This is a genomic window from Streptomyces sp. NPDC028331 (assembly GCF_055565775.1).
Genome location: NZ_JBVHTR010000010.1, coordinates 70,089 through 90,846, shown reverse-complemented (window position 1 = coordinate 90,846; position 20,758 = coordinate 70,089). Strand labels below are relative to the sequence as shown.

Annotated in this window: 18 protein-coding genes; 10 read left to right on the top strand and 8 right to left on the bottom strand. The window is 72.8% G+C overall.

Annotation, left to right across the window (positions count from 1 at the left end):
• Positions 1-241: 241 nt before the first annotated feature.
• Both ACZ4SW_RS16975 and ACZ4SW_RS16970 read left to right on the top strand, forming a co-directional pair.
• On the top strand, positions 242-1,639 hold the full coding sequence (locus tag ACZ4SW_RS16975; RefSeq protein ID WP_468243410.1) for a protein phosphatase 2C domain-containing protein: 1,398 nt from the start codon (positions 242-244) through the stop codon (positions 1,637-1,639).
• A gap of 55 nt (positions 1,640-1,694) precedes the next feature.
• Positions 1,695-3,437, top strand: coding sequence for a pyruvate dehydrogenase (locus ACZ4SW_RS16970; RefSeq protein WP_468243408.1), 1,743 nt, complete (start codon positions 1,695-1,697; stop codon positions 3,435-3,437).
• Positions 3,438-3,536: 99 nt separating this feature from the next.
• Here the strand turns inward: ACZ4SW_RS16970 and ACZ4SW_RS16965 are convergent, their stop codons facing one another.
• Complete coding sequence (locus tag ACZ4SW_RS16965) at positions 3,537-4,124, bottom strand: hypothetical protein (RefSeq protein WP_468243406.1); 588 nt, start codon at positions 4,122-4,124, stop codon at positions 3,537-3,539.
• A gap of 274 nt (positions 4,125-4,398) precedes the next feature.
• Between ACZ4SW_RS16965 and ACZ4SW_RS16960 the strand changes: the two genes are divergently transcribed.
• Complete coding sequence (locus tag ACZ4SW_RS16960) at positions 4,399-4,881, top strand: ATP-binding protein (RefSeq protein WP_468243404.1); 483 nt, start codon at positions 4,399-4,401, stop codon at positions 4,879-4,881.
• Between the two features lie 91 nt (positions 4,882-4,972).
• Here the strand turns inward: ACZ4SW_RS16960 and ACZ4SW_RS16955 are convergent, their stop codons facing one another.
• The gene (locus ACZ4SW_RS16955) at positions 4,973-6,016 is read right to left on the bottom strand and encodes a DUF2637 domain-containing protein (protein ID WP_468243401.1); all 1,044 of its coding nucleotides are present in this window, start codon (positions 6,014-6,016) and stop codon (positions 4,973-4,975) included.
• A 741-nt stretch (positions 6,017-6,757) separates the two neighbouring features.
• Here ACZ4SW_RS16955 and ACZ4SW_RS16950 point away from each other — a divergent pair.
• Positions 6,758-7,618: a GntR family transcriptional regulator gene (locus ACZ4SW_RS16950; protein WP_468243399.1), complete on the top strand. Its 861-nt coding sequence runs from the start codon at positions 6,758-6,760 to the stop codon at positions 7,616-7,618.
• A gap of 88 nt (positions 7,619-7,706) precedes the next feature.
• The gene (locus ACZ4SW_RS16945) at positions 7,707-7,907 is read left to right on the top strand and encodes a hypothetical protein (protein WP_468243397.1); all 201 of its coding nucleotides are present in this window, start codon (positions 7,707-7,709) and stop codon (positions 7,905-7,907) included.
• 65 nt (positions 7,908-7,972) lie between these two features.
• On the opposite strand, the gene ACZ4SW_RS16940 is transcribed toward ACZ4SW_RS16945, so the two are convergent.
• The 3 genes from ACZ4SW_RS16940 to ACZ4SW_RS16930 form a co-directional block, all read right to left on the bottom strand.
• On the bottom strand, positions 7,973-8,476 hold the full coding sequence (locus tag ACZ4SW_RS16940) for a DUF2231 domain-containing protein (protein WP_468243394.1): 504 nt from the start codon (positions 8,474-8,476) through the stop codon (positions 7,973-7,975).
• Between the two features lie 104 nt (positions 8,477-8,580).
• On the bottom strand, positions 8,581-9,357 hold the full coding sequence (locus ACZ4SW_RS16935) for a hypothetical protein (protein WP_468243392.1): 777 nt from the start codon (positions 9,355-9,357) through the stop codon (positions 8,581-8,583).
• Between the two features lie 151 nt (positions 9,358-9,508).
• Positions 9,509-11,227 (bottom strand): PucR family transcriptional regulator, encoded by a 1,719-nt coding sequence (locus tag ACZ4SW_RS16930; protein ID WP_468243390.1) that lies wholly within the window; start codon positions 11,225-11,227, stop codon positions 9,509-9,511.
• A gap of 334 nt (positions 11,228-11,561) precedes the next feature.
• On the opposite strand from ACZ4SW_RS16930, the gene ACZ4SW_RS16925 reads away from it, so the two are divergent.
• The 4 genes from ACZ4SW_RS16925 to ACZ4SW_RS16910 all read left to right on the top strand — a co-directional run bounded on the left by ACZ4SW_RS16925 (position 11,562) and on the right by ACZ4SW_RS16910 (position 16,709).
• On the top strand, positions 11,562-12,452 hold the full coding sequence (locus ACZ4SW_RS16925) for an FAD binding domain-containing protein (protein ID WP_468243387.1): 891 nt from the start codon (positions 11,562-11,564) through the stop codon (positions 12,450-12,452).
• Entirely contained in the window at positions 12,452-13,024 is a 573-nt protein-coding gene (locus ACZ4SW_RS16920) for a (2Fe-2S)-binding protein (RefSeq protein ID WP_468243385.1), read from the top strand. Before ACZ4SW_RS16925 ends, ACZ4SW_RS16920 begins: the two co-directional genes overlap by 1 nt.
• A gap of 2 nt (positions 13,025-13,026) precedes the next feature.
• Positions 13,027-15,408, top strand: coding sequence for a xanthine dehydrogenase family protein molybdopterin-binding subunit (locus ACZ4SW_RS16915; protein WP_468243383.1), 2,382 nt, complete (start codon positions 13,027-13,029; stop codon positions 15,406-15,408).
• A gap of 149 nt (positions 15,409-15,557) precedes the next feature.
• On the top strand, positions 15,558-16,709 hold the full coding sequence (locus tag ACZ4SW_RS16910) for an XdhC family protein (RefSeq protein ID WP_468243381.1): 1,152 nt from the start codon (positions 15,558-15,560) through the stop codon (positions 16,707-16,709).
• Positions 16,710-16,733: 24 nt separating this feature from the next.
• Here ACZ4SW_RS16910 and ACZ4SW_RS16905 read toward each other — a convergent pair whose 3' ends face one another.
• A complete protein-coding gene (locus ACZ4SW_RS16905; RefSeq protein WP_468243378.1) occupies positions 16,734-17,201 on the bottom strand; it encodes an SRPBCC family protein in 468 nt (155 codons plus the stop codon).
• Positions 17,202-17,318: 117 nt separating this feature from the next.
• On the opposite strand from ACZ4SW_RS16905, the gene ACZ4SW_RS16900 reads away from it, so the two are divergent.
• Complete coding sequence (locus ACZ4SW_RS16900; protein WP_468243376.1) at positions 17,319-18,536, top strand: cytochrome P450; 1,218 nt, start codon at positions 17,319-17,321, stop codon at positions 18,534-18,536.
• A 57-nt stretch (positions 18,537-18,593) separates the two neighbouring features.
• Here the strand turns inward: ACZ4SW_RS16900 and ACZ4SW_RS16895 are convergent, their stop codons facing one another.
• Both ACZ4SW_RS16895 and ACZ4SW_RS16890 read right to left on the bottom strand, forming a co-directional pair.
• Positions 18,594-19,373, bottom strand: a complete 780-nt coding sequence (locus ACZ4SW_RS16895) for a polysaccharide deacetylase family protein (protein WP_468243374.1) — start codon at positions 19,371-19,373, stop codon at positions 18,594-18,596.
• Positions 19,374-19,425: 52 nt separating this feature from the next.
• On the bottom strand, positions 19,426-20,757 hold the full coding sequence (locus ACZ4SW_RS16890; protein ID WP_468243371.1) for a Gfo/Idh/MocA family protein: 1,332 nt from the start codon (positions 20,755-20,757) through the stop codon (positions 19,426-19,428).
• Position 20,758: the final 1 nt, after the last annotated feature.

The window sequence follows — 20,758 nt, the reverse complement described above, 5'->3', positions numbered from 1 at the left end:
TCCACTGTTTTCCACAACACACCCACCCCCCCCCCCCCCCCCCCCTCCCCCCCCCCCCCCCCCCCCCCTCCCCCCTCCCCCCCCCCCCCCCCCCCCCCCCCCCCCCGCCACCCTTCCGTCCCGGCCCGTTTCGGATCACCGTTCGACGTGCGGGCCGACACGCCGCTCACGGGCCGCTGTCCCGGCCGGATTTTCCAGATGCCCCGTTTTAAACCGCCCTCGGCGGTGGACAATTGGGGGCATGAGCCAGCAGGGGGACAGGCCCACCGGTCACCAGGACGACTGGTGGGGGCAGTTGTACGACGACTCCACCGGGGACACGGGGCCGGCCCCGGCGTCCGACACCATCGACGACCGCTTCGCCTCCGCCGCGGGGACGGTGGGGGAGGGCGTCGTGCGGGGGAGCGGTCCTCACGGCACGGACGCGCCCCAGCCCAGCGCGCCGCCCCGCCCCAGCGCCCCGCAGCGCGCACGCGCCCCCTGGGAGCCCCCGTCCACCCGCGAACCGGACCCGGCGACCTCCCCGTCCACCGCGGAGCCGCCGGCCGTCTTCTCCGAGCCGTCGGCCGTCTCCTCGGACCCACCGGCCGTCCCCCCGCAGCCCGCGTCCGCCGACACCGCACCCGAGCCGCCGCCCCGCGACGCCCCGTCGAACACCCCACCCCCTCCGCCCGCGCCCGTCGACTACATCGGCTCCGGCCCGCCCACCTACGACCCGGAGCCCACCGCCCTCCCGGCGGCCGACCCCGACCACCTCGCCGCCCTCGTCCCCGACACCGTGCTGGACGGGGCCCGGTACGGGTCCTGCACCCTGCGGGCGGTCTCGGTGCGCGGAGACTCGGCCCGCTACCGGGGTGAGCCGCGGCGGGACTGCCTGCTCACCGCACGCTTCGGTGCGGGTGACCAGGCCCTGGTGCTCGTCGCCCTGGCCACCGGCCAACGCGGCGCGCCCGATGCCCATCACGCCGCCGCCGAGGCGTGTCACTGGATCGGCCGCGCCGTCGGGCGCAGTCACCTCCGTCTCGGCGAGGACATCCGGTCGGCCCGGCGCGGCGACCTGAAGTCGGGCCTGCAACGGCTCACCGACAGGAGCCTCGGCAAACTCCGCGCCGGCGCCGCCGCCCGGGGCGCCGACCCGGAGGAGTACACCGCAGGCCTGCGCTGTCTGCTGCTGCCCGCCGACCCCGCCTGCCGCATCCGCGTCTTCTTCGGCGTCGGCCCCGGCGGCCTGTTCCGGCTGCGGGACGGCGAGTGGCAGGACATCGAGCCGCGTGCCGCCGACGCCGCCGGCGAGCCGGTGGTCGGCTTCGGCTCGCCACCGCACGAGACCCCCGAGGGCGACCGGCTCACCATGGACCTCGGCATCACCACACCCCCCAGTCCCTACGAACCGGCCCTCGAGCCGCCCCGTTCACCCTTTCTGTTCCGTGCCTCCGTCGCCCGACCGGGGGACACGCTCCTGCTGTGCTCGGGCGGTCTCGCCGACCCGCTGCGCGACGAACCGGAACTCGCCGAGCACCTGACGGCCCGCTGGTCCACGGGCGAGGTGCCGGGTCTCGCCGCCTTCCTCGCCGACACCCTGGTGAGGGTGAAGGGCTACGCCGATGACCGTACGGCGGCCGCCGTCTGGGAGGCGTGATCGCGGCCGGTGTGGATACATGGATCCCAGGCACAGCGAAGGGGTGCGTGGATTCATGGCCAAGCAGAGCGTCGCCGACCAGTTCGTCGACATCCTCGTACGGGCGGGGGTCGAGCGCCTGTACGGGGTGGTGGGCGACAGCCTCAACCCGATCGTGGACGCCGTGCGCCGCAACTCCGCGATCGACTGGGTGCACGTCCGGCACGAGGAGACCGCCGCCTTCGCGGCCGGCGCCGAGGCCCAGATATCCGGCAGGCTGACCGCCTGCGCCGGTTCCTGCGGGCCCGGCAACCTCCACCTCATCAACGGCCTGTACGACGCCCACCGCTCGATGGCCCCGGTGCTCGCCCTCGCCTCGCACATACCCTCCAGCGAGATCGGCCTCGGGTACTTCCAGGAGACCCACCCCGACCAGTTGTTCCGCGAGTGCTCCCACTACAGCGAGCTGATATCCAACCCCCAGCAGATGCCCCGGCTGCTGCAGACGGCCATCCAGCACGCGATCGGCCGCAGCGGGGTGAGCGTCGTCTCGCTCCCCGGTGACATCGCCGCCCAGCCCGCGCCGGACCGCTCCGCCGAAACCGCCCTCGTCACCTCCCGGCCCGGCGTCCGCCCGGGCGACGCCGAGATCGACCGGCTCGTGGAGATGATCGACGAGGCCGAGAAGGTCACCCTCTTCTGCGGCAGCGGCACCCGGGGCGCGCACGCCGAGGTGATGGAGTTCGCCGAGAAGATCAAGTCCCCGGTGGGACACGCCCTTCGGGGCAAGGAGTGGATCCAGTACGACAACCCTTACGACGTCGGCATGAGCGGCCTGCTCGGCTACGGCGCCGCCTACGAGGCCACTCACGAGTGCGACCTGCTGATCCTGCTGGGCACCGACTTCCCGTACAACGCCTTCCTGCCGAACGATGTGAAGATCGCCCAGATCGACGTCCGTCCGGAGAACCTCGGCCGCCGCTCCAAGCTGGATCTCGCGGTGTGGGGCGATGTCAAGGAGACCCTGCGCTGTCTGATCCCGCGGGTGCGGACCAAGGAGAACCGGCGCTTCCTCGACAGGATGCTCAAGAAACACGCCGATGCCCTGGAGGGGGTCGTCAAGGCGTACACGCGGAAGGTCGAAAAGCACGTTCCGATCCATCCGGAGTACGTGGCCTCCGTCCTGGACGAACTGGCCGAGGACGACGCCGTGTTCACGATCGACACGGGAATGTGCAACGTGTGGGGCGCCCGCTACATCTCACCCAACGGCCGCCGCCGCATCATCGGTTCGTTCTCCCACGGGTCGATGGCCAACGCGCTGCCGATGGCGATCGGGGCCCAGTTCACCGACCGGCGCCGGCAGGTGGTGTCGATGTCGGGCGACGGCGGGTTCTCCATGCTGATGGGCGACTTCCTCACTCTGGTGCAGTACGACCTGCCGGTGAAGGTCGTCCTGTTCAACAACTCCTCGCTCGGCATGGTGGAGTTGGAGATGATGGTCTCCGGGCTGCCCGCGTACGGCACCGCCGCCAAGAACCCCGACTTCGCGGCCGTGGCCCGCGCGTGCGGCGCGTACGGCATACGGGTGGAGAAGCCCAAGCAGCTCGCGGGGGCCCTGAAGGACGCCTTCAGGCACAAGGGCCCGGCGCTGGTCGACGTCGTCACCGACCCGAACGCCCTGTCCATTCCGCCGAGGATCAGCCGGGAGATGGTGACGGGCTTCGCCCTGTCGGCCTCGAAGATCGTGCTGGAGGGCGGTGTCGGCCGCATGGTGCAGATGGCCCGCTCCAACCTGCGCAACGTGCCCAGGCCGTGACGCGGTGCGCCTCGCTGTGCGAGGCTCCAAGACCGGAACCCCGGCCCGATTCCGGCGGGCCGGGGTTCTCGTTGTGTGTGTTTCATGCGGACGGTTCGGTCAGTCGCGGTCGCCGCGCTCGCCGCGCTCACCCTTCTCGTGGTGGTCGCGGATGACGCGGAAGCTGCCCACGACACCGTGCTTGACCTTGACGCCGCCCTTGACGTGACGGGGGTGCACCCCGTCGCTCTGGCTCCAGGGGCCGACGACGGCGATGGGAGCGCCGTTGTCGCAGGTGGCCCCGGAGAAGACCTCGACGGTCTTCCTGCTGTCGTTGCGGATGTTGAGGCTCTTGGAGCCGAGGCCGCTCACGATGGTGACGCAACCGTCCGGGATGGCCGGGTACTCACGCTCGTTGATGCGGACCTTGCCGAAGTGCTCGTGCTCGAAGCCACGCTCGTGGTCCTCCTCCTCGCCCCGCTCGTGGTCCTCGCGGCCCTCGCGGCCCTCGTTGCCCTTGCTGTTGTTGTCGCCGTTGCCGCCCTGGGGAAGGGCGGGGGCGGCAGCGGGGGCGGGGGCAGCGGCGACCGGGGCGACGGGAGCCGCCTGGGCCGGCTCGGAGGCCGCGTTGGCATAGGTGATGCCGGTGGCCGCCAGGGCCGCGGCAGCCGCGAACGCGGCGGTTACAACGGTGGAACGCGTTGCCATGTCACTTCTCCTGTCTGAGAGACGTCGGCTGAAAGCCGATGCGAGATTGAACGTACAGACCATCCTGATCTGTGTCATATCCGACATACCGACAATATGAATAACAATCCTTTTGGGCTAATGAAGGGTGATGCGGCGTCACCGCGGAACGCCTCGATGTCCGGAAGTCGAGGAGAAACGCCGTCCCCATGACTGCCGGTCCGCCGACGGGGCATGCATCTCCGTGGAGGTGTTCGAGCAGGGGGAACCGGCATCCACCTACGGGGCGGGGGTCATGAAGAGGCGAGCACGAGGGAGCGGTCCCGTGGTCATCGGGGCCTCCTCGGCGAAGACGACGGAGGAAGCGACCGACACGCCGACGGACCGGTCGGCGGCCCCTCAGCTCAGGCGCAGGCTGATGCGGGCGGACCTACGGGCGGTGCCCGAAGCGCGCAGGGCGCTCAGGGAGTTGCTGCGGCACTGGGGCAGGCCGGGGCGCTCCGAGATAGCCGAACTGCTCACCAGCGAACTGGTCACCAACGCGCTCATCCACACCGACCGCGACGCGGTCCTCACCGCCACCGTCTCCTCGCGCGGACTCCACGTGGAAGTGCGGGACTTCGCGGGACGCAGGCCGAGGCTGCACGCACCGAGCGCCGACGACGGCACGCACGGCAGGGGGCTCGTGCTCGTCCAGTCGCTGGCGGACGCGTGGGGCGTACGGGCGCACGGCGTGGGAAAGGCGGTGTGGTTCGACCTCGACGCGGAAGCCGCCTGAACCGATTGTGGCACCCCGCGGGAAGCGGCACGCGAAACGGGAAGGGGGCGCGGCATCGTGCCGCGCCCCCTTCCCGGGATGGTGTCCGGTCTCAGCCGAACTGCTGTTCAAGGTCCTTGAGCTTGCGCTCCAGGGAGTCGAGCCGCGGCAGGGCCATGGTGTCGTCCTCGGCGGTGAGGTCGACGGTGATGGGGTCAGCGGCGGAGTTCCGGACGGGCTGGAGCGAAGGGCGGGTGCGCGAGGGCAGTTCTCCCGCGGGTATGGCAGGCTCCGACGAGACCGGTGCGGGGGCCCGCTCGACGGTCTGCACCTCGACCTGACGGCCGCCGTTGCCGCCGGTCAGCGCGCGGTGGCCGCGGCTGAGCGCCTTCAACTGCACGCGCTCGGCGCGCTGCTGCTCGCGGCGACGCGCCTTGTTCAGCTGCTTCTGGCGCCGGTCCTCGCGCACTTCCTCCACGGCCTCGTCCAGGCTGCGCACACCCTCGAGGAGCATCAGCGACCAGGCCTTGTACGTCTCGATGGGGGCGCGCAGCCAGCGGACGATGCGGATCTGCGGCAGCGGGCGCGGCACCAGGCCCTGCTCGCGCAGTGCGGCGCGGCGGGTCTGCTTCAGGGCGCGGTCGAAGAGCACCGCGGCGGACAGCGACATGCCCGCGAAGAACTGCGGGGCGCCGGCGTGGTCGACGCCCCTGGGCGCGTGCACCCAGTTGAACCAGGCGGAGGCCGCCGCGAACGTCCACACCAGGATCCGGGAGCCGAGCGCCGCGTCGCCGTGGCTGGCCTCGCGGACGGCGAGCACCGAACAGAACATGGCCGCACCGTCCAGGCCGAACGGGACCAGGTACTCCCAGCCGTTGGTCAGGCCGAGGTTCTGCTGGCCGAAGCCGACCAGGCCGTGGAAGGAGAGCGCGGCGGCGACGGCCGCGCAGCAGAAGAGGAGCACGTAGGAGGCCGTGGCGTAGATGGTCTCCTTGCGCCTGCGGCGCTCCTCGGCGCGCTCCCACGAGTCGTCCGCGCTCGCGTTCTCCCCCGAGGAGCGCTTGCCACGCGCGAGCACCGCCACCGCCACCAGCATGCCCAGGAGCAGTACGGCGCCCGGAAGCAGCCAGTTCAGCGATATGTCGGTCAGTCTCATCTGGGGTCCCTTGCATTGGGATAGGGCGTAACGCCCGCCATAGTGGCCCAATCCCGCCGCCCCTCAGGGGGTTTCGGGGCAAGAGGCCGCCAAGGAAGTGCAAGGGATTGCCCTGGACGGCGTTCTGCTCGAACTGCCGCTTGAGGGGCGGGAGTTGAGTTCGAACAAGACTACCCGTGCGGGTGGTTCCACGGAAAGTTCCTGCGACAAGTGAGGAACCTGTGAAACGCGTGTGGGTCGCGCGGGGTCTCATCCGGGGCTGGATCCTACGGCACCCGGACCACGGCCGCCGACCCGGGGTCCCCCTGAAACCCGCTCAACACGCCCCTGTTCCGGTCGGCTTGGCGACGCGGTCGGCCTTCTCCGGTGCGTGGGCGGGTGACGCGGGTGGCCCCGGGGCGCGGTCCGAAGCCCCTCACGACGGCCGGGCGGGCCCGCCGTCCCCGGTCGCCGAGCACCTGTGCCGCGCCCCGCGCCGGGAACCCGGCCCGCGCCGCACCGCCCTGCGCCGCACCGCCCTGCGCCGCACCGCCCTGCGCGAGCGCGGGGGCGCGAAGAGGGGTGTACGGGGGCCGCCGTTTCGCACTGCTCGCCGGGCTCTCGAAAGGCAAGGCTTACCTTATCGAAGATGGTCTGTGGGGGAACCGGAGCGTAAGGTGCCTATGGTGCTTTACGAGCGGTAACAACCGTCGTGAACGAACCGCACCGTGCAGAACGCCGCAACGACCGGAGGAGGAGCCCGTGGAGCAGGCCCGTTCCCGCCGTGCGGAGGACTCCACCGAGACGAGGGCGTCGGCGTCCCGCACGGCGGCCGCGCGGGTGCCCCACCAGCTCAGGGCGGCGGGCGAGGTCCGCGAGCGGGACGCCGCCGCGGGTGCCACACGCGGTGAGCACACCCACAGCGAGCCGCCGATGCCACAGCCGTACGTACGGGAAGAGGCCGCCGCCGGGTTCTCCTGCCCGGAGGGCGGGCGCCCCGTCGTCCAGCGGGCCTCCGTCCGCGGCCAGATCCTGGAAGCCCTGCGCACCGCGCTGGTGGCGGGCGAGCTGACACCGGGCGAGGTCTACTCGGCGCCCGCGCTCGCCGAACGCTTCGGCGTGTCCGCCACCCCCGTGCGCGAGGCGATGCAGCAGCTCGCCCTGGAGGGCGCGGTCGAGGTCGTCCCCAACCGCGGCTTCCGTGTCGTCGTGCGCGGCGCCCGCGAACTGGCCGAACTCGCCGAGATCCGGGCCCTGATCGAGGTCCCGGTGATGCTGCGGCTCGCCCGCACGGTCCCCGCCGAACGCTGGGCGGAGCTGCGCCCGCTGGCCGAGGCGACCGTCCGCGCCGCGTCCTCCGGGTGCCGGGCGACCTACGCCGCGTCGGACCGCGCCTTCCACCGCGCGGTCCTCGCCCTCGCCGGCAACGAGCAGCTCCTGCGGATCGCCGACGACCTGCACCGCCGCGCCCAGTGGCCCCTGGTCGAGGCCCCCGCGTTCCGGGGCCGTGCCGGCCTGCTCGCCGACGCGGCCGAACACACCGCCCTGCTCGACGCGCTGGCCGCCCAGGATCTGATGGTGGTGCAGTCACTCGTACGGGAACACTTCGCCGGCGCCTCCTGACGGGACGCAGGGGGAAGGAACCGCTCCGGTGGCCCGGCGCGTGCCGTCCGGAGAGGGGGCGACCGCCCCACGGGGGTGACCGATGGTGATGTTCCCAGCAGAGCAGCGGGCCCGACGACGGTACCGGCTCCGGACGGGCGGAGGGGCGCGGCGGACGGGCCGGGACGGCCTCGGCCGGCGGGCGGTGCTCGCCGTCCTCGCGGCCGTCGTCCTCCTCGCCGTCACCCTCCTCGTCCTCCGCGACCCCGCCTTCCGCGACGCCCTGTGGACGTTGGTCCGGAGCCTGTGACCGACCGGGCGCCCGTTTTGTTCCGGAGCCTGTGACCGGCCGGGCGCCCATCTCGCTCGGGGCTCTCAGTCCCCGTGCCCGGTGGCGGTCTTGGAGAAGGAGTCGTGCCAGGCCGCCTTCGCGCCGGAGTCGCCGATGCGGTACACGTCGACCACCGCGCCGACGGACACCACCACGGACAGCACGGCCGCCGCCACCCGGACGACCGCGCCGCCCCGCGGCCCGGCCGGGGCACCCTGCGGCGCCGGCGTCCGGCGGGCCGTCCACCACACGGCCGCCGCCAGTACGAACAGGCCCAGGGCCCACGGCAGCAGGCCGTCCCCGAGCTCGGCGTGCCTGCGCACCAAGGGGTCGCTGCCGACGTGCCGCTCCAGCCACTCACCCGCGTGGGAGGTCAGCGGAACGGTCACCAAGGTGACGAACGCGAGCACGGGCAGGATCGGACCCAGCCGTCGCGCGGCCCTCGGCCACAGCGCGCTGACGACGAGCGCCAGCGCGCTCAGCGGCACCAGGACGACGACGAAGTGGACGAACAGCACATGCGCGGGCAGGCCGTTGAAAACGGTCATCGGGCGCTCCTCCGGGGGGGTGGCCATGGGATCGGCGCGCCAGCCTGGCACAGCAGTCTCTCAGCTTCTTCTGAGAACAGACCGGGACGAATCCAGGCGAATCCCTAGGATGCGGCCGGCTTCGCCGGTGCGAGCTGCCGCGCCAGCCATGTCGGCACGCCGCCCAGCAGCCGGAACAGCCGTCCCGCCTCCGCCCGCAGCCGGGACGCCTCCGGTTCGGACTCGGCGTCCGCCAGGGACGCCAGGGCCGGTGCCGTGCCGACGAGGTAGCCCAGCTCCTCGCGGATCCGCAGCGACTCGGCGAAGCCGTTCCGCGCCTCCGTCACCTCGCCGTCCCGCAGGGCGAGCCCCGCCAGGTGCCGCCAGGTGAAGGAGAGCAGCAGCGCGTCGCCGTGCGCGGCGGCGCCCGCGTGGGCGCGCCGGTAGGCCGCACGGGCCGCCTGCGGGGCGTCGGCGAGGTTCTGGGCCACCAGCCCGCGCCGGAAGTCCAGCAGGGCCCGCCCCGGCGCCCCCGGAGGGATCAGCGCCGCCGCCCGGCCGAGCGCCGCCCGCGCCTCGTCGGACCGGTCCCGGACCCCGAGCAACGTGGCGGCGTACGCCAAGTACCCGCGTTCACAAGCGGCCGCCCCCCGCTCGTCGTCACTGTGGGCGAGGGCCTCGGCCGTGCGCAGCGCGTCCTCGGCCTCCTCCCAGCCCTGCTCCGTGTACAGGCACCGCTCGACGAGCAGCGCGGCCCGCTGCAGCGAGGCGTCCGCCGTCTCCTGCCGGAGAAGGGCCGCCGCGTCGGCCCAGCAGGCGCGCGAGCGCAGCCGCCATACCGCGGTCTGGAGTGGATCGTCAGCTGCGGTCGTTCCGGTACCAGACATGGCGGTATGCGCCACGTTGCCCTCCCCGAGCACGCCATCGAGCTTTAGGTGGTGGCGGCATTCCAGCACCAATCGCGGCACCGGGCCAAGAGGGTGGGTGAAGGATTTCACAAAGTCGTGGGACACCGGCGGCTGTTGCCACCCCCGGTGCGCTGCCGTCCTGACCTCAGCTCATGCGCAACGCGAGGAAGAAATCGAGCTTGTCCTCCAGGCGCGAGAGGTCCCGGCTCGTCAACTGCTCGATACGCCCTACCCGGTATCGCAGCGTGTTGACGTGCAGGTGGAGCCGGGTCGCGCAACGGGTCCAGGAGCCGTCGCACTCGAGGAACGCCTCCAGGGTCGGGATCAGCTCGGCACGGTGCCTGCGGTCGTAGTCGCGCAGCGGGTCGAGCAGGCGGGCCGTGAAGGCGCGGCGGACGTCGTCCGGGACGAACGGCAGCAGCAGCACGTGCGAGGCCAGCTCCTGGTGCCCGGCCGCGCACACCCGGCCCGGGCGGGCGGCGGCGACCCGGCGGGCGTGCCGCGCCTCCTCCAAGGCGCCGTGCAGTCCCTCCGCGGAGTGCACCGCGGCGCTGACGCCCAGGGTGAGGCGGCCGTCGTCGGCGAGTCCCGCGGACAACGGGTCCCGTACCGCCCGCAGCAGGGCGTCGGCGAGGAGGCCCTGCTCCGAGCCGTCGTGCTCGGAGGTCACGGCCGGAAGCGGTACGAGCGCGATCGCCTCGCCCCCCGTGTGGGCCACCGCGATGCGGTCGGAGTGCTCCGGGCCGGGGGCCCCGGCATACCCCTTGCCCGCGGAGCCCGGGGGAGCGTCGACGAGGATCTCCTCCAGCAGCGCCTGGGCGACCGGCCCGCTGTCGATCTCCCCGCCGTCCCACTCGACCCGGGCCACCACCACCTGCCAGTGCGGCGCGGACCCCAGCCCCGGCAGCAGCACGGGCGCGGCGACCCGCAGCCGGGCCGCGATCTCGGCGGGCGCGGCGCCCGTCTGCACCAGTTCCAGGACCTCCTGCGCGAGCCGTCGCCGCACGGTGCGGGCCGCGTCGCGCCGGTCCCGCTCGACCGCGATGAGCTGGGTGACGCCGTGCAGCAGGTCGAGCCGCTCCTCGGCCCAGTCCCCGGTGTCCGCCTCGACCGCGAGCAGCCAGTCGGACAGCACCGTCTCGCGCACGTCCCGCGAGCCGCCGCCGTCACGCCCTTCCCCGGCCACCGCCGGGCGGTGCCCCCAGCCGCGGACCGGGAAGAGGGAGTACGTCGTCGTGCCGAGCGTGACCCGGTGCGGTGCGCGGCGGCCGGTGCGCGTCGCGGCCAGGTGCTCGGCGGCCAGCCGCGCGCACACCTCCGCGGTGGGCCCGGGCGTCGGCCCGGCGATCGGCCGGCCGGTGGGGGAGAGCACCCAGGCCCGCAGGTCCAGGTCGGAGTGGAGCAGGTCCAGGACGACGTCCGGGCCGCCCGCCGGGCCGGGGGTCATCATCCGCCGGTGGCGGTCCACCACGGCCGCCAGGTCCCCGGCCCGCTCGCCGGAGACCTGCCGTACGACGTGCTCGGTGATCGTGGCGAACGCCACCGACTCGTGGACGGCGAACAGCGGCAGCCGGTGCCGGGCGCACGCCACGACCAGGTCGTCCGGGACGTCGCCCAGCTCCGCCTCGCCCGCGGCGAGCGCGGCCACCCCGGCGTTCGTCAGGATGCGCACGAAGGGCTCGGAGTCGGCCGGGTCGTGCCGCCACGCCAGGCCCGTGAGGACCAGTTCACCGCCGGAGAGGTACCGGCTGGGGTCCTTCAGGTCCGTGGTCATCACTCCGCGCACGGTACGGTCGAGCTCGTCCTCGCCGCCGAGCAGCCGCAGCCCCAGCGCGTCGGTGTTCAGCAGTGCGCGCAGCCGCATGTGTCGTTGCCGCCGTTCTTGTCCGGAAGTCCATGGTCGGTCGGCCAGGGCGTTGGCCTGGGCTTTTCGGAAGCCGTGCTCGCGGTCGCCGCCGGTGCGTCGTGTTTCCAGGGGAAACCGGAGGGGTGACGGACGGCCTCCATTCATATGAATCTACAAGACGGTCGCCCTCACCAGCCAACTCCTTCATGTCTTCGGTGACTGACCCCGTTGGAGTACCCGGCGGTGTACTGGCTGCATCCCCCGTGAACAGCACTTGAACGAGCCGGGCCCGCCGCACCGGATATGGCTCGATCCGTACCGCCCACGAGACGAAGAAGAGAGAGCCGGTTCCATGGACTTCCTTCGCCCCGCAAGCTGGGAGGATGCGCTCGCCGCCAAGGCGGAGCACCCCGGCGCCGTACCGATCGCGGGCGGCACCGATGTGATGGTCGAGATCAACTTCGACCACCGCCGGCCCGAGTGCCTGATGGACCTCACGCGCATCGGCGAACTGTACGAGTGGGAGGTCGGCGAGGCCGCCGTGCGACTCGGCGCCTCGGTCCCCTACACCAAGATCATGGAGAACCTGCGGTCCGAGCTTCCCGGCCTGGCGCTCGCCTCCCACACGGTGGCCTCCCCCCAGATCCGCAACCGCGGCGGCGTCGGCGGCAACCTCGGCACCGCCTCCCCGGCCGGCGACGCCCACCCGGCCCTGCTCGCGGCGGGCGCCGAGGTCGAGGTGGAGTCCGTGCGCGGCTCCCGCCGCATCCCGATCGACGCCTTCTACACCGGCGTCAAGCGCAACGCGCTCGCCCCCGACGAGCTGATCCGCGCCGTCCACATCAACAAGGCCGACGGCCCCCAGCAGTACTCCAAGGTCGGCACCCGCAACGCCATGGTGATCGCCGTGTGCGCCTTCGGGCTCGCCCTGCACCCCCGGACGCGCACGGTCCGCACCGGCATCGGCTCGGCCGCGCCCACGCCCGTGCGGGCCGAGGCCGCCGAGGAGTTCCTCAACGCGGCGCTGGAGGAGGGCGGCTTCTGGGACAACGGCAAGGTCATCACCCCCTCGGTGGCACAGCAGTTCGCCGACCTGTGCTCCGCCGCCTGCAACCCCATCGACGACGTCCGGGGCACCGCCCGCTACCGGCGCCGCGCGGTCGGCGTCATGGCCCGCCGCACACTGACCTGGACCTGGGAGTCCTACCGAGGCACCCGCCCCACCTCGAAGGGAGCTGCGTGATGCGCGTCAACTTCACGGTCAACGGACGCCCTCAGCAGGCCGACGACGTCTGGGAGGGCGAGTCCCTGCTGTACGTGCTGCGCGAACGGCTGGGCCTTCCGGGCTCCAAGAACGCCTGCGAGCAGGGCGAGTGCGGGTCGTGCACGGTCCGCCTGGACGGCGTGCCGGTGTGCGCCTGCCTGGTCGCGGCCGGACAGGTGGAGGGCCGCGAGGTGGTCACGGTCGAGGGCCTCGCGGAGTACGCGAAGCAGCGGTCCCGCGGGAGCGGTGCGTGCGGCACGTCCCTGGACGAGGCCCGGCGGTGGCAGGCCGACGGCGCCGGCTCACACACCGGCGAGGGAACCGAACTCTCGCCCGTCCAGCAGGCGTTCATCGACGCCGGCGCCGTCCAGTGCGGCTTCTGCACCCCCGGCCTGCTGGTCGCGGCCGACGAGATGCTGGAACGCAACCCCGACCCGAGCGACGCCGACATCCGCGAGGCCCTGTCGGGCAACCTGTGCCGCTGCACCGGCTACGAGAAGATCATGGACGCGGTCCGCCTGGCGGCCGCCCGGCAGTCCGAAGGGATCTGACCATGGCCAACGGCGTCCCCACCAAGATCACGCAGGGTGCGCGGACCAGGGGCGGCATCGGCGAGTCCACGCTCCGCCCGGACGGCACGCTCAAGGTCACCGGCGAGTTCGCGTACTCGTCCGACATGTGGCACGAGGACATGCTCTGGGGCCACATCCTGCGCTCCCCGGTCGCCCACGCCGAGATCGTCTCCCTCGACACGAGCGAGGCGCTCGCCACGCCCGGCGTGTACGCCGTGATGACGTACGACGACCTGCCGACCGACGTGAGGAACTACGGCCTGGAGATCCAGGACACCCCGGTCCTCGCCCACGGCAAGGTCCGCCACCACGGCGAGCCCGTCGCGATCCTCGCGGCCGACCACCCGGAGACCGCACGCCGCGCCGCCGCGAAGATCAAGGTCGAGTACCGCGAACTGCCGGTCATCACGGACGAGGCGTCCGCGACGGCCCCGGACGCGACCCTCGTCCACGAGAACCGCACCGATCACCACGCCGCCCACGTCCCGCACCCGAACATCGTCCACCGCCAGCCGATCGTCCGCGGCGACGTGGCCAAGGCACGCGAGCGGGCCGACGTCATCGTGGCGGGCGAATACCACTTCGGCATGCAGGACCAGGCCTTCCTCGGCCCCGAGTCCGGTCTCGCGGTCCCCGCGGAGGACGGCGGAGTGGACCTGTACATCGCCACCCAGTGGCTGCACGCCGACCTCCGCCAGATCGCGCCCGTCCTCGGCCTGCCCGAGGACAAGGTCCGGATGACCCTGGCGGGCGTCGGCGGGGCCTTCGGCGGCCGCGAGGACCTGTCGATGCAGATCCACGCCTGCCTGCTCGCCCTGCGCACCGGGAAACCCGTCAAGATCGTCTACAACCGGTTCGAGTCCTTCTTCGGGCACGTCCACCGCCACCCGGCGAAGCTGTACTACGAGCACGGCGCCACCAAGGACGGCAGGCTCACGCACGTGAAGTGCCGGATCGTCCTCGACGGCGGCGCGTACGCGTCGTCCTCCCCGGCCGTGGTCGGCAACGCCTCCTCGCTCGGTGTCGGCCCGTACGTCGTGGACGACGTCGACATCGAGGCCGTCGCCCTCTACACCAACAACCCGCCCTGCGGCGCCATGCGCGGCTTCGGCGCGGTCCAGGCCTGCTTCGCGTACGAGGCGCAGATGGACAAGCTCGCCCAGCGGCTCGGCATGGACCCGGTGGAGTTCCGGCAGCGCAACGCGATGTCCCAGGGCGCCGTCATGCCGACCGGCCAGGTCGTCGACTCCCCCGCACCGGTCGCCGAACTCCTGCGCCGCGTCAAGGCGATGCCCCTGCCTCCCGAGCGCCAGTGGGAGAGCTCCGAGGGCGCGGACGTGCGGCAGCTCCCCGGCGGCCTGTCCAACACCACGCACGGCGAAGGCGTCGTGCGGGGCGTGGGCTACGCGGTCGGCATCAAGAACGTCGGCTTCTCCGAGGGCTTCGACGACTACTCCACCGCCAGGGTCCGCATGGAGGTGGTCGCCGGCGAACCGGTCGCCACCGTGCACACGGCGATGGCGGAGGTCGGCCAGGGCGGTGTCACCGTCCACGCGCAGATCGCCCGGACCGAACTGGGCGTCGCCCAGGTGACCATCAACCCGGCGGACACGCAGGTGGGCTCGGCGGGTTCCACCTCCGCCTCCCGCCAGACGTACGTCACCGGGGGCGCCGTCAGGCACGCCTGCGAGCTGGTCCGCGAGAAGGTCCTGGAGCTCGGCCGCCGCAGGTTCGGCTCCTACCACCCGGCCTGGGCGACGGCGGAGCTGCTGCTGGAGGGCGGCAAGGTCGTCACCGACGCCGGAGAGGTGCTCGCCGACCTGGTGGACGTCCTCGGCGACGAGGCCGTGGAGGTCGAGCGCGAGTGGCGGCACCGCCCGACCGAGCCCTTCGACCTGCGCACCGGCCAGGGCAACGGCCACGTCCAGTACTCCTTCGCCGCGCACCGCGCCGTGGTGGAGGTCGACACCGAGCTGGGCCTGGTGAAGGTCGTCGAACTGGCCTGCGCCCAGGACGTCGGCAAGGCGCTCAACCCGCTGTCCGTCACGGGCCAGATCCAGGGCGGTACGACCCAGGGGCTGGGCATCGCGGTCATGGAGGAGATCGTCGTCGACCCGAAGACGGCGAGGGTGAAGAACCCGTCGTTCACGGACTACCTGATCCCCACGATCCTGGACACGCCGACGATCCCGGTGGACGTCCTGGAACTGGCCGACGACCACGCCCCCTACGGCCTGCGCGGAGTCGGCGAGGCACCGACGCTGTCATCGACCCCGGCCGTGCTCGCGGCGATCCGGAACGCCACGGGCCTGGAGCTGAACAGGACGCCGGTACGCCCCGAACACCTCACGGGCACGGCGTAACCCGTCCCCCCGCCCGCCCTGTGGACCGGGCCGGCCGGGCCGACCGGGCCACCGCGAAGCCGGTCCTCCCGACCGGGACCGGCTCGGCGTGCGCCGGCCGGTCCCCCGAGGGACCCTCTTCGCACAAGCGCCGTCAAGGAGACCGAGAGATGTTGGAGATCGCCGAGGAGCTGACCCGGTGGGTGGAGCAGGGCCGCGACTTCGCCGTGGCCACCGTGGTGGCGGTCGGCGGCAGCGCCCCCCGGCAGCCGGGGGCGGCCCTCGCGGTGGACGCCGACGGCACGGCGATCGGATCGGTCTCCGGCGGCTGTGTGGAGGGCGCGGTGTACGAGCTGTGCCGGCAGGCGCTCCAGGACGGCCGAACCGTCCTGGAGCGCTTCGGATACAGCGACGAGGACGCCTTCGCCGTGGGCCTGACCTGCGGCGGCGTCATCGACGTCCTGGTCACCCCGCTGCGGGCGGCCGACCCCGCCCGCCCGGTGCTCGCCTCCGCGCTGGCCGCCGCGGCGCACGGACGGGCCGCGGCGGTGGCCCGGATCGCGTCGGGCCCGGCGGAACTGCTCGGCAAGGCGCTGCTCGTCCACCCCGGCGGCACCTACCGGGGCGGCTTCGGCGCCCACCCGGAGCTGGACCGCACGGTGGCGGCCGAGGCGAGCGCCTTCCTGGACGCCGGACGCACCGGCACCCTCGAGATCGGAGAGCAGGGCTCACGTTGCGGAGCGTCGCTCACGGTCCTGGTGGAGTCCTCCGTTCCGCCACCCCGGATGATCGTGTTCGGGGCGATCGATTTCGCCTCCGCGCTGGTGCGCGTCGGAAAGTTCCTCGGCTACCGGGTCACCGTGTGCGACGCCCGGCCCGTCTTCGCCACCCGCGCCCGTTTCCCCGAGGCCGACGAGATCGTCATCGAGTGGCCGCACCGCTATCTGGAGCGCACGGAGGTCGACGCCCGCACGGTCCTGTGCGTCCTGACCCACGACGCGAAGTTCGACGTACCGCTGCTGAGGCTGGCGCTGCGCCTCCCGGTCGCCTACGTCGGTGCGATGGGCTCCCGCCGCACCCACCTGGACCGCCACGAGCGCCTGCGCGCGGTCGGCGTCACCGAACTGGAACTGGCCCGCCTGAGGTCCCCGATCGGGCTCGACCTCGGCGCCCGCACCCCGGAGGAGACGGCCCTGTCGATAGCGGCGGAGATCGTCGCGAACCGGCGGGGCGGCAGCGGCGTCCCCCTCACCGGCGCCCACACCCCGATCCACCACGACACGGCACCGTCACCGGCCCGGCGGATCGGATCGGTGGCCTGAACCCGCTGCCACGGCGAGCGCAGGTCATGACCGGGGACTGCGGACGCCACCGCCGACACCGGGGTCCGGATCCGGCCGGAGCAGGCCGTCCACCGCGCGCCCGAACATCCGTCGGGCCAGCCACCCGAGCGGCCGGTCGAACAGCGCCGGCAGCAGGCGTACGGCCAGTTCCTCCCGCCACACCACGCGCGAGCCCGTGCCGCCGTGCGGACGCACCTCGATCTCCGCCCAGCCGGTGACGACACCGCCCCGTTTGACCATGCGGCACCGGGTCGGCGGCCGCCAGTCGACCACTTCCATCGGGTCGTCGAAGGCGAGCGGCCCGACGCCCGAGCGGGCCACGAACACCGTGCCCGCGCCCGCCGGCCCGGACGTCAGCACCCTGACGCGGGTCAGCGGCACCACGTCGGCGTGGCGCGGCCAGTCCGTCAGCCGGAGCCAGGCCTGCTCGACCGGGAGCGGGGTGACGCGTTCGAGCCGGAAGAGGACCACCGGGAGATCGTACGGGCACGGGTCCGCGACCGCCCTGCGACGCGTCGGCGGCCTACCGTGTCCGCACGTGCGTACGGCACCATGAGGCGACGCCGACCCCGGGCCGGAGGGCGCCCCGTGGAGAACGAACTGCACAGCAGGCTCGACGAGTTGACGCGCGACCCCTATCCGCACTACGCCCGGGCGCGGCAGGCCGACGGTCTCACCTTCGTCTCCGAGCTGGACGCCTGGCTGGTGGCACGGGACGCCGATGTTCGCGAGGTGCTGCGGCGGCCGCAGGAGTTCTCGTCCGCCAACGCGCTCCGTCCCGACGTCACACCCTCACCGGCCGCGCTCGCCGTGCTCGGCCGCGGCTTCGGCGGGCGCCCGGTCGTCGTCACCTCCGACGGCGCCCGCCACCAGGAGCTGCGCACCCCGATCGTGCGCGGCCTCTCGCCCGCCCGGGTCGCCGCCGTCCTGCCGTACGCGGCCGAACGCGCCGCCGCCCTCGTGGACGCCTTCGCCGGGGCCGGGAAGGTGGAGTTGATGTCCGCCTACGCCCGGCGGCTCCCCGGCGAGGTCATCGGGCGGCTCGTCGGCCTTGACGCCGCCGACGTGCCGGCCGTGGTCCGCGGCGGTCACCGCGCGGAGGCACTGCTGTTCCGTCCGCTGGAGGAGGACGAGCAGATCGCCGCAGCCGAGGACGTCGTCGCGATGCAGCGGATCCTCGACGCGTACGTACGCGACCGGCGCGTCCACCCCCGCGAGGACCTCATCGGCGAACACCTCGCCGCTCTCGCGCCGGGCGAGGGCGGGCTGACGCTCGACCAGCGGCACGAGACGGTCGCCCACCTGCAGAACCTCCTCCTCGCCGGTCACCTGACGACGACGGCTCTGATCGGCACCACCGTGCTGCACCTCCTGCGGCACCGGGCCCAGTGGGAGCTGCTGTGCGCGGAGCCCGACCGCATCCCCGCGGCCGTCGAGGAGGCCGCCCGCTACGACAGCGTGCTCCAGGGTTTCCGGCGCGTCACCACCCGCCCCGTCACCCTCGCGGGCACGGAACTCCCCGCCGGGGCACACCTCTTCGTCGCCTTCGCAGGCGCCAACCGCGACGGCGCCCGGCATCCGCGCCCCGACGAGTTCGACATCACCCGCACCCCCGTGCGCCACCTCGCCTTCGGCCTCGGCGTCCACGGCTGCCCCGGTGCCCAGCTTGCCCGTGAACAACTCCGCATCGCACTGGAGCAACTGACCCGCCGCCTGCCGGGCCTGCGCCTGGCCGAGGACCACCCCGTCGCCATGCGGCCCACCCTGATCCACCGCTCGCCCGGGAGCCTGCACCTGACCTGGTGATCCACCACCGGCCACACGGTGACCTGGGCAGGTACTCAACGTAGAGCCGGTGACCCGTCAGGTCCGGTACACCTCGCCCGGCTTCGCCTTCCCCGGCGCCAGGAGCTGCGGCACGGTGACGAACACGTATCCCCGCTCCTTCAGCGCGTCGATGATCCCGGGCACCGCGGGGACGGTGCCCGGGTAGAGGTCGTGGAGCAGGATGATCCCGTCCCGGGACGCCTGGTCCAGGACGCGCTTCTCGATCACGGCCGGGTCGTACGTCATGTAGTCCTTGGCGGTCACGCTCCACAGCACCTCGGCGAGGCCGAGCTCGCGGCAGATCCGGTGCACGGTGTCGTTCGTACGGCCCTGCGGCGGGCGCATCAGCGTGGGCCGGTGCCCGGTGAGCCGCTCTATCGCCTCGTCCGGCTTCTCCAGCTCCTGGCGTATCTCCCGTGGCGAGATCCGGGTGAGGATCCTGTGGTCCCAGGTGTGGCTCGCCACCTCGTGCCCCTCGGCGGCCATCCGCTTGACGAGCTCCGGGTACTTCTCGATGTGCCCCTTGCCGAGCAGGAAGAAGGTCGCGGGAACCTTCTTCTCCTTCAGGATGTCGAGCAGTTTCGCCGAGTTCTCGCTCGGCCCGGCGTCGAAGGTCAGCGCGATGCACTTGGCCTCGCGGCAGTCGACGGTCCCGAGCCGGGCCGGCGCACCCGCCGCGGCGCGCGCCCGGACGGCGCTGGGCTCGGTGGTGTGCAGGGTGGTGCAACCCGAGAGCACGGAGGTCATGGTGGCGAGAAAAACCGCCGCCGCACGCAACCCGGCCGCACGTCTGTTCATCTTCCCCGTCGAAGGCATGGAGTGACTATACATGCAGTGTATACACTGCATGTATAGCCCCGGGGGCGGCTCAGACGTCCAGTACCTCCCGTGCCCGTACGGGCAGCCCCGTCTCGAACGACCTGTTCGCGGCCAGCCCCGTCACCAGTGAACGGGCCCCGTCCGTGGCGTCGGCCGGCCGCCCCAGCGGGTCCTCGGCGCGCTCGCCGAACAGATCCGCCAGCATCCGTACGTCCCCGCCACCGTGGCCGCCCTCGCCGGTCGCCACCTTCACCTCGCGCGGCCGCTCCCAGAACCGGCGCAGCAGCAGCTCGGTGCGCCCCGCCCGCGCGTCGGTCTCGGCTCCGTGCAGCACCGGACCGGCGGCGGCCCCCGTCCGGCGCGGCGACCAGGTGGACTCCTCCACCAGCAGCTCCAGCCGCCCCTCGCTGCCGTTGAAGGCGATGCGGTAGCCCTCCCAGGGTGCGTACGCGGTGAGGTGGTACGTCAGGGTCGCGCCGGATGCGTACCGCACCAGGACCGCCATGTCGTCCTCGATGGTCACCCCCGGGCCGAACACGTTCTGGTCCCGGTGGTAGCCGTCCTCGCGTTCCGCGTCCAGGTACAGCGCGCTGAGCACCGGCGAGTCCGCGAGGCGCAGCGCGAACGGATCGCCGTCGGCCTCCGGGGAGCCGTGGGCGCGCCGGTAGGGGCGGGCCAGGCCCCGGCGCCGGCCGGCCTCGTCGCCGTAGAAGAACAGGCCTCCTTGCGCGAAGACGGTCTCGGGACGGGAGCCCAGCCACCAGTTGACCAGGTCGAAGTGGTGCGTCGCCTTGTGCACCATCAGCCCGCCGGAGTTGGCCTTCTCCCGGTGCCAGCGCCGGAAGTAGTCGGCGCCGTGCCGCAGGTCGAGCAGCCACTCGAAGTGCACCGAACCGACCTCGCCGATCTCCCCGGCCGCCAGCAGCTCCCGTACCGCGGAATGCACCGGGTTGTAGCGGTAGTTGAAGGCGACCCGCACCTCACGGCCGGTGCGGCGCCGGGTGTCCAGGATGCGCCGGGCCCGCTCGGCGTCCGTGGTCATCGGCTTCTCGGTCACCACGTCGCAGCCCGCCTCCAGGGCGGCCACGATGTAGTGGTCGTGGGCGTGGTCCACGCTGCACACCACCACCAGGTCGATGCGCTCACGGCGCAGCATCAGCTCGAAGTCCTCGGCGGCGTACGCCGGTACCGGCGGGCGGCCGGAGTGATCGGCGGTGATCCAGTCGTTGTGGACGGCCATGCGGTGGGCGTTGACGTCGCAGAACCCGGCCAGTTCCATCCGGTCGGCGTACGGCCCCGACAGGGCCTCGGTGAACAGCCGGGCGCGGGCGCCCAGGCCCACGACGGCGGCGCGGCGGCGGGGTGCTGTGTCGGAAGACATG

Bases quoted from the DNA above. Each gene is read 5' to 3' on its own strand.
- ACZ4SW_RS16925 (WP_468243387.1), top strand. From the start codon at position 11,562: ATGGACTTCCTTCGCCCCGCAAGCTGGGAGGATGCGCTCGCCGCCAAG.
- ACZ4SW_RS16960 (WP_468243404.1), top strand. From the start codon at position 4,399: ATGAAGAGGCGAGCACGAGGGAGCGGTCCCGTGGTCATCGGGGCCTCC.
- ACZ4SW_RS16970 (WP_468243408.1), top strand. From the start codon at position 1,695: ATGGCCAAGCAGAGCGTCGCCGACCAGTTCGTCGACATCCTCGTACGG.
- ACZ4SW_RS16890 (WP_468243371.1), bottom strand. From the start codon at position 20,757: ATGTCTTCCGACACAGCACCCCGCCGCCGCGCCGCCGTCGTGGGCCTG.
- ACZ4SW_RS16915 (WP_468243383.1), top strand. From the start codon at position 13,027: ATGGCCAACGGCGTCCCCACCAAGATCACGCAGGGTGCGCGGACCAGG.
- ACZ4SW_RS16940 (WP_468243394.1), bottom strand. From the start codon at position 8,476: ATGACCGTTTTCAACGGCCTGCCCGCGCATGTGCTGTTCGTCCACTTC.
- ACZ4SW_RS16920 (WP_468243385.1), top strand. From the start codon at position 12,452: ATGCGCGTCAACTTCACGGTCAACGGACGCCCTCAGCAGGCCGACGAC.
- ACZ4SW_RS16945 (WP_468243397.1), top strand. From the start codon at position 7,707: ATGTTCCCAGCAGAGCAGCGGGCCCGACGACGGTACCGGCTCCGGACG.
- ACZ4SW_RS16910 (WP_468243381.1), top strand. From the start codon at position 15,558: ATGTTGGAGATCGCCGAGGAGCTGACCCGGTGGGTGGAGCAGGGCCGC.
- ACZ4SW_RS16930 (WP_468243390.1), bottom strand. From the start codon at position 11,227: ATGCGGCTGCGCGCACTGCTGAACACCGACGCGCTGGGGCTGCGGCTG.
- ACZ4SW_RS16895 (WP_468243374.1), bottom strand. From the start codon at position 19,373: ATGCCTTCGACGGGGAAGATGAACAGACGTGCGGCCGGGTTGCGTGCG.
- ACZ4SW_RS16965 (WP_468243406.1), bottom strand. From the start codon at position 4,124: ATGGCAACGCGTTCCACCGTTGTAACCGCCGCGTTCGCGGCTGCCGCG.
- ACZ4SW_RS16975 (WP_468243410.1), top strand. From the start codon at position 242: ATGAGCCAGCAGGGGGACAGGCCCACCGGTCACCAGGACGACTGGTGG.
- ACZ4SW_RS16955 (WP_468243401.1), bottom strand. From the start codon at position 6,016: ATGAGACTGACCGACATATCGCTGAACTGGCTGCTTCCGGGCGCCGTA.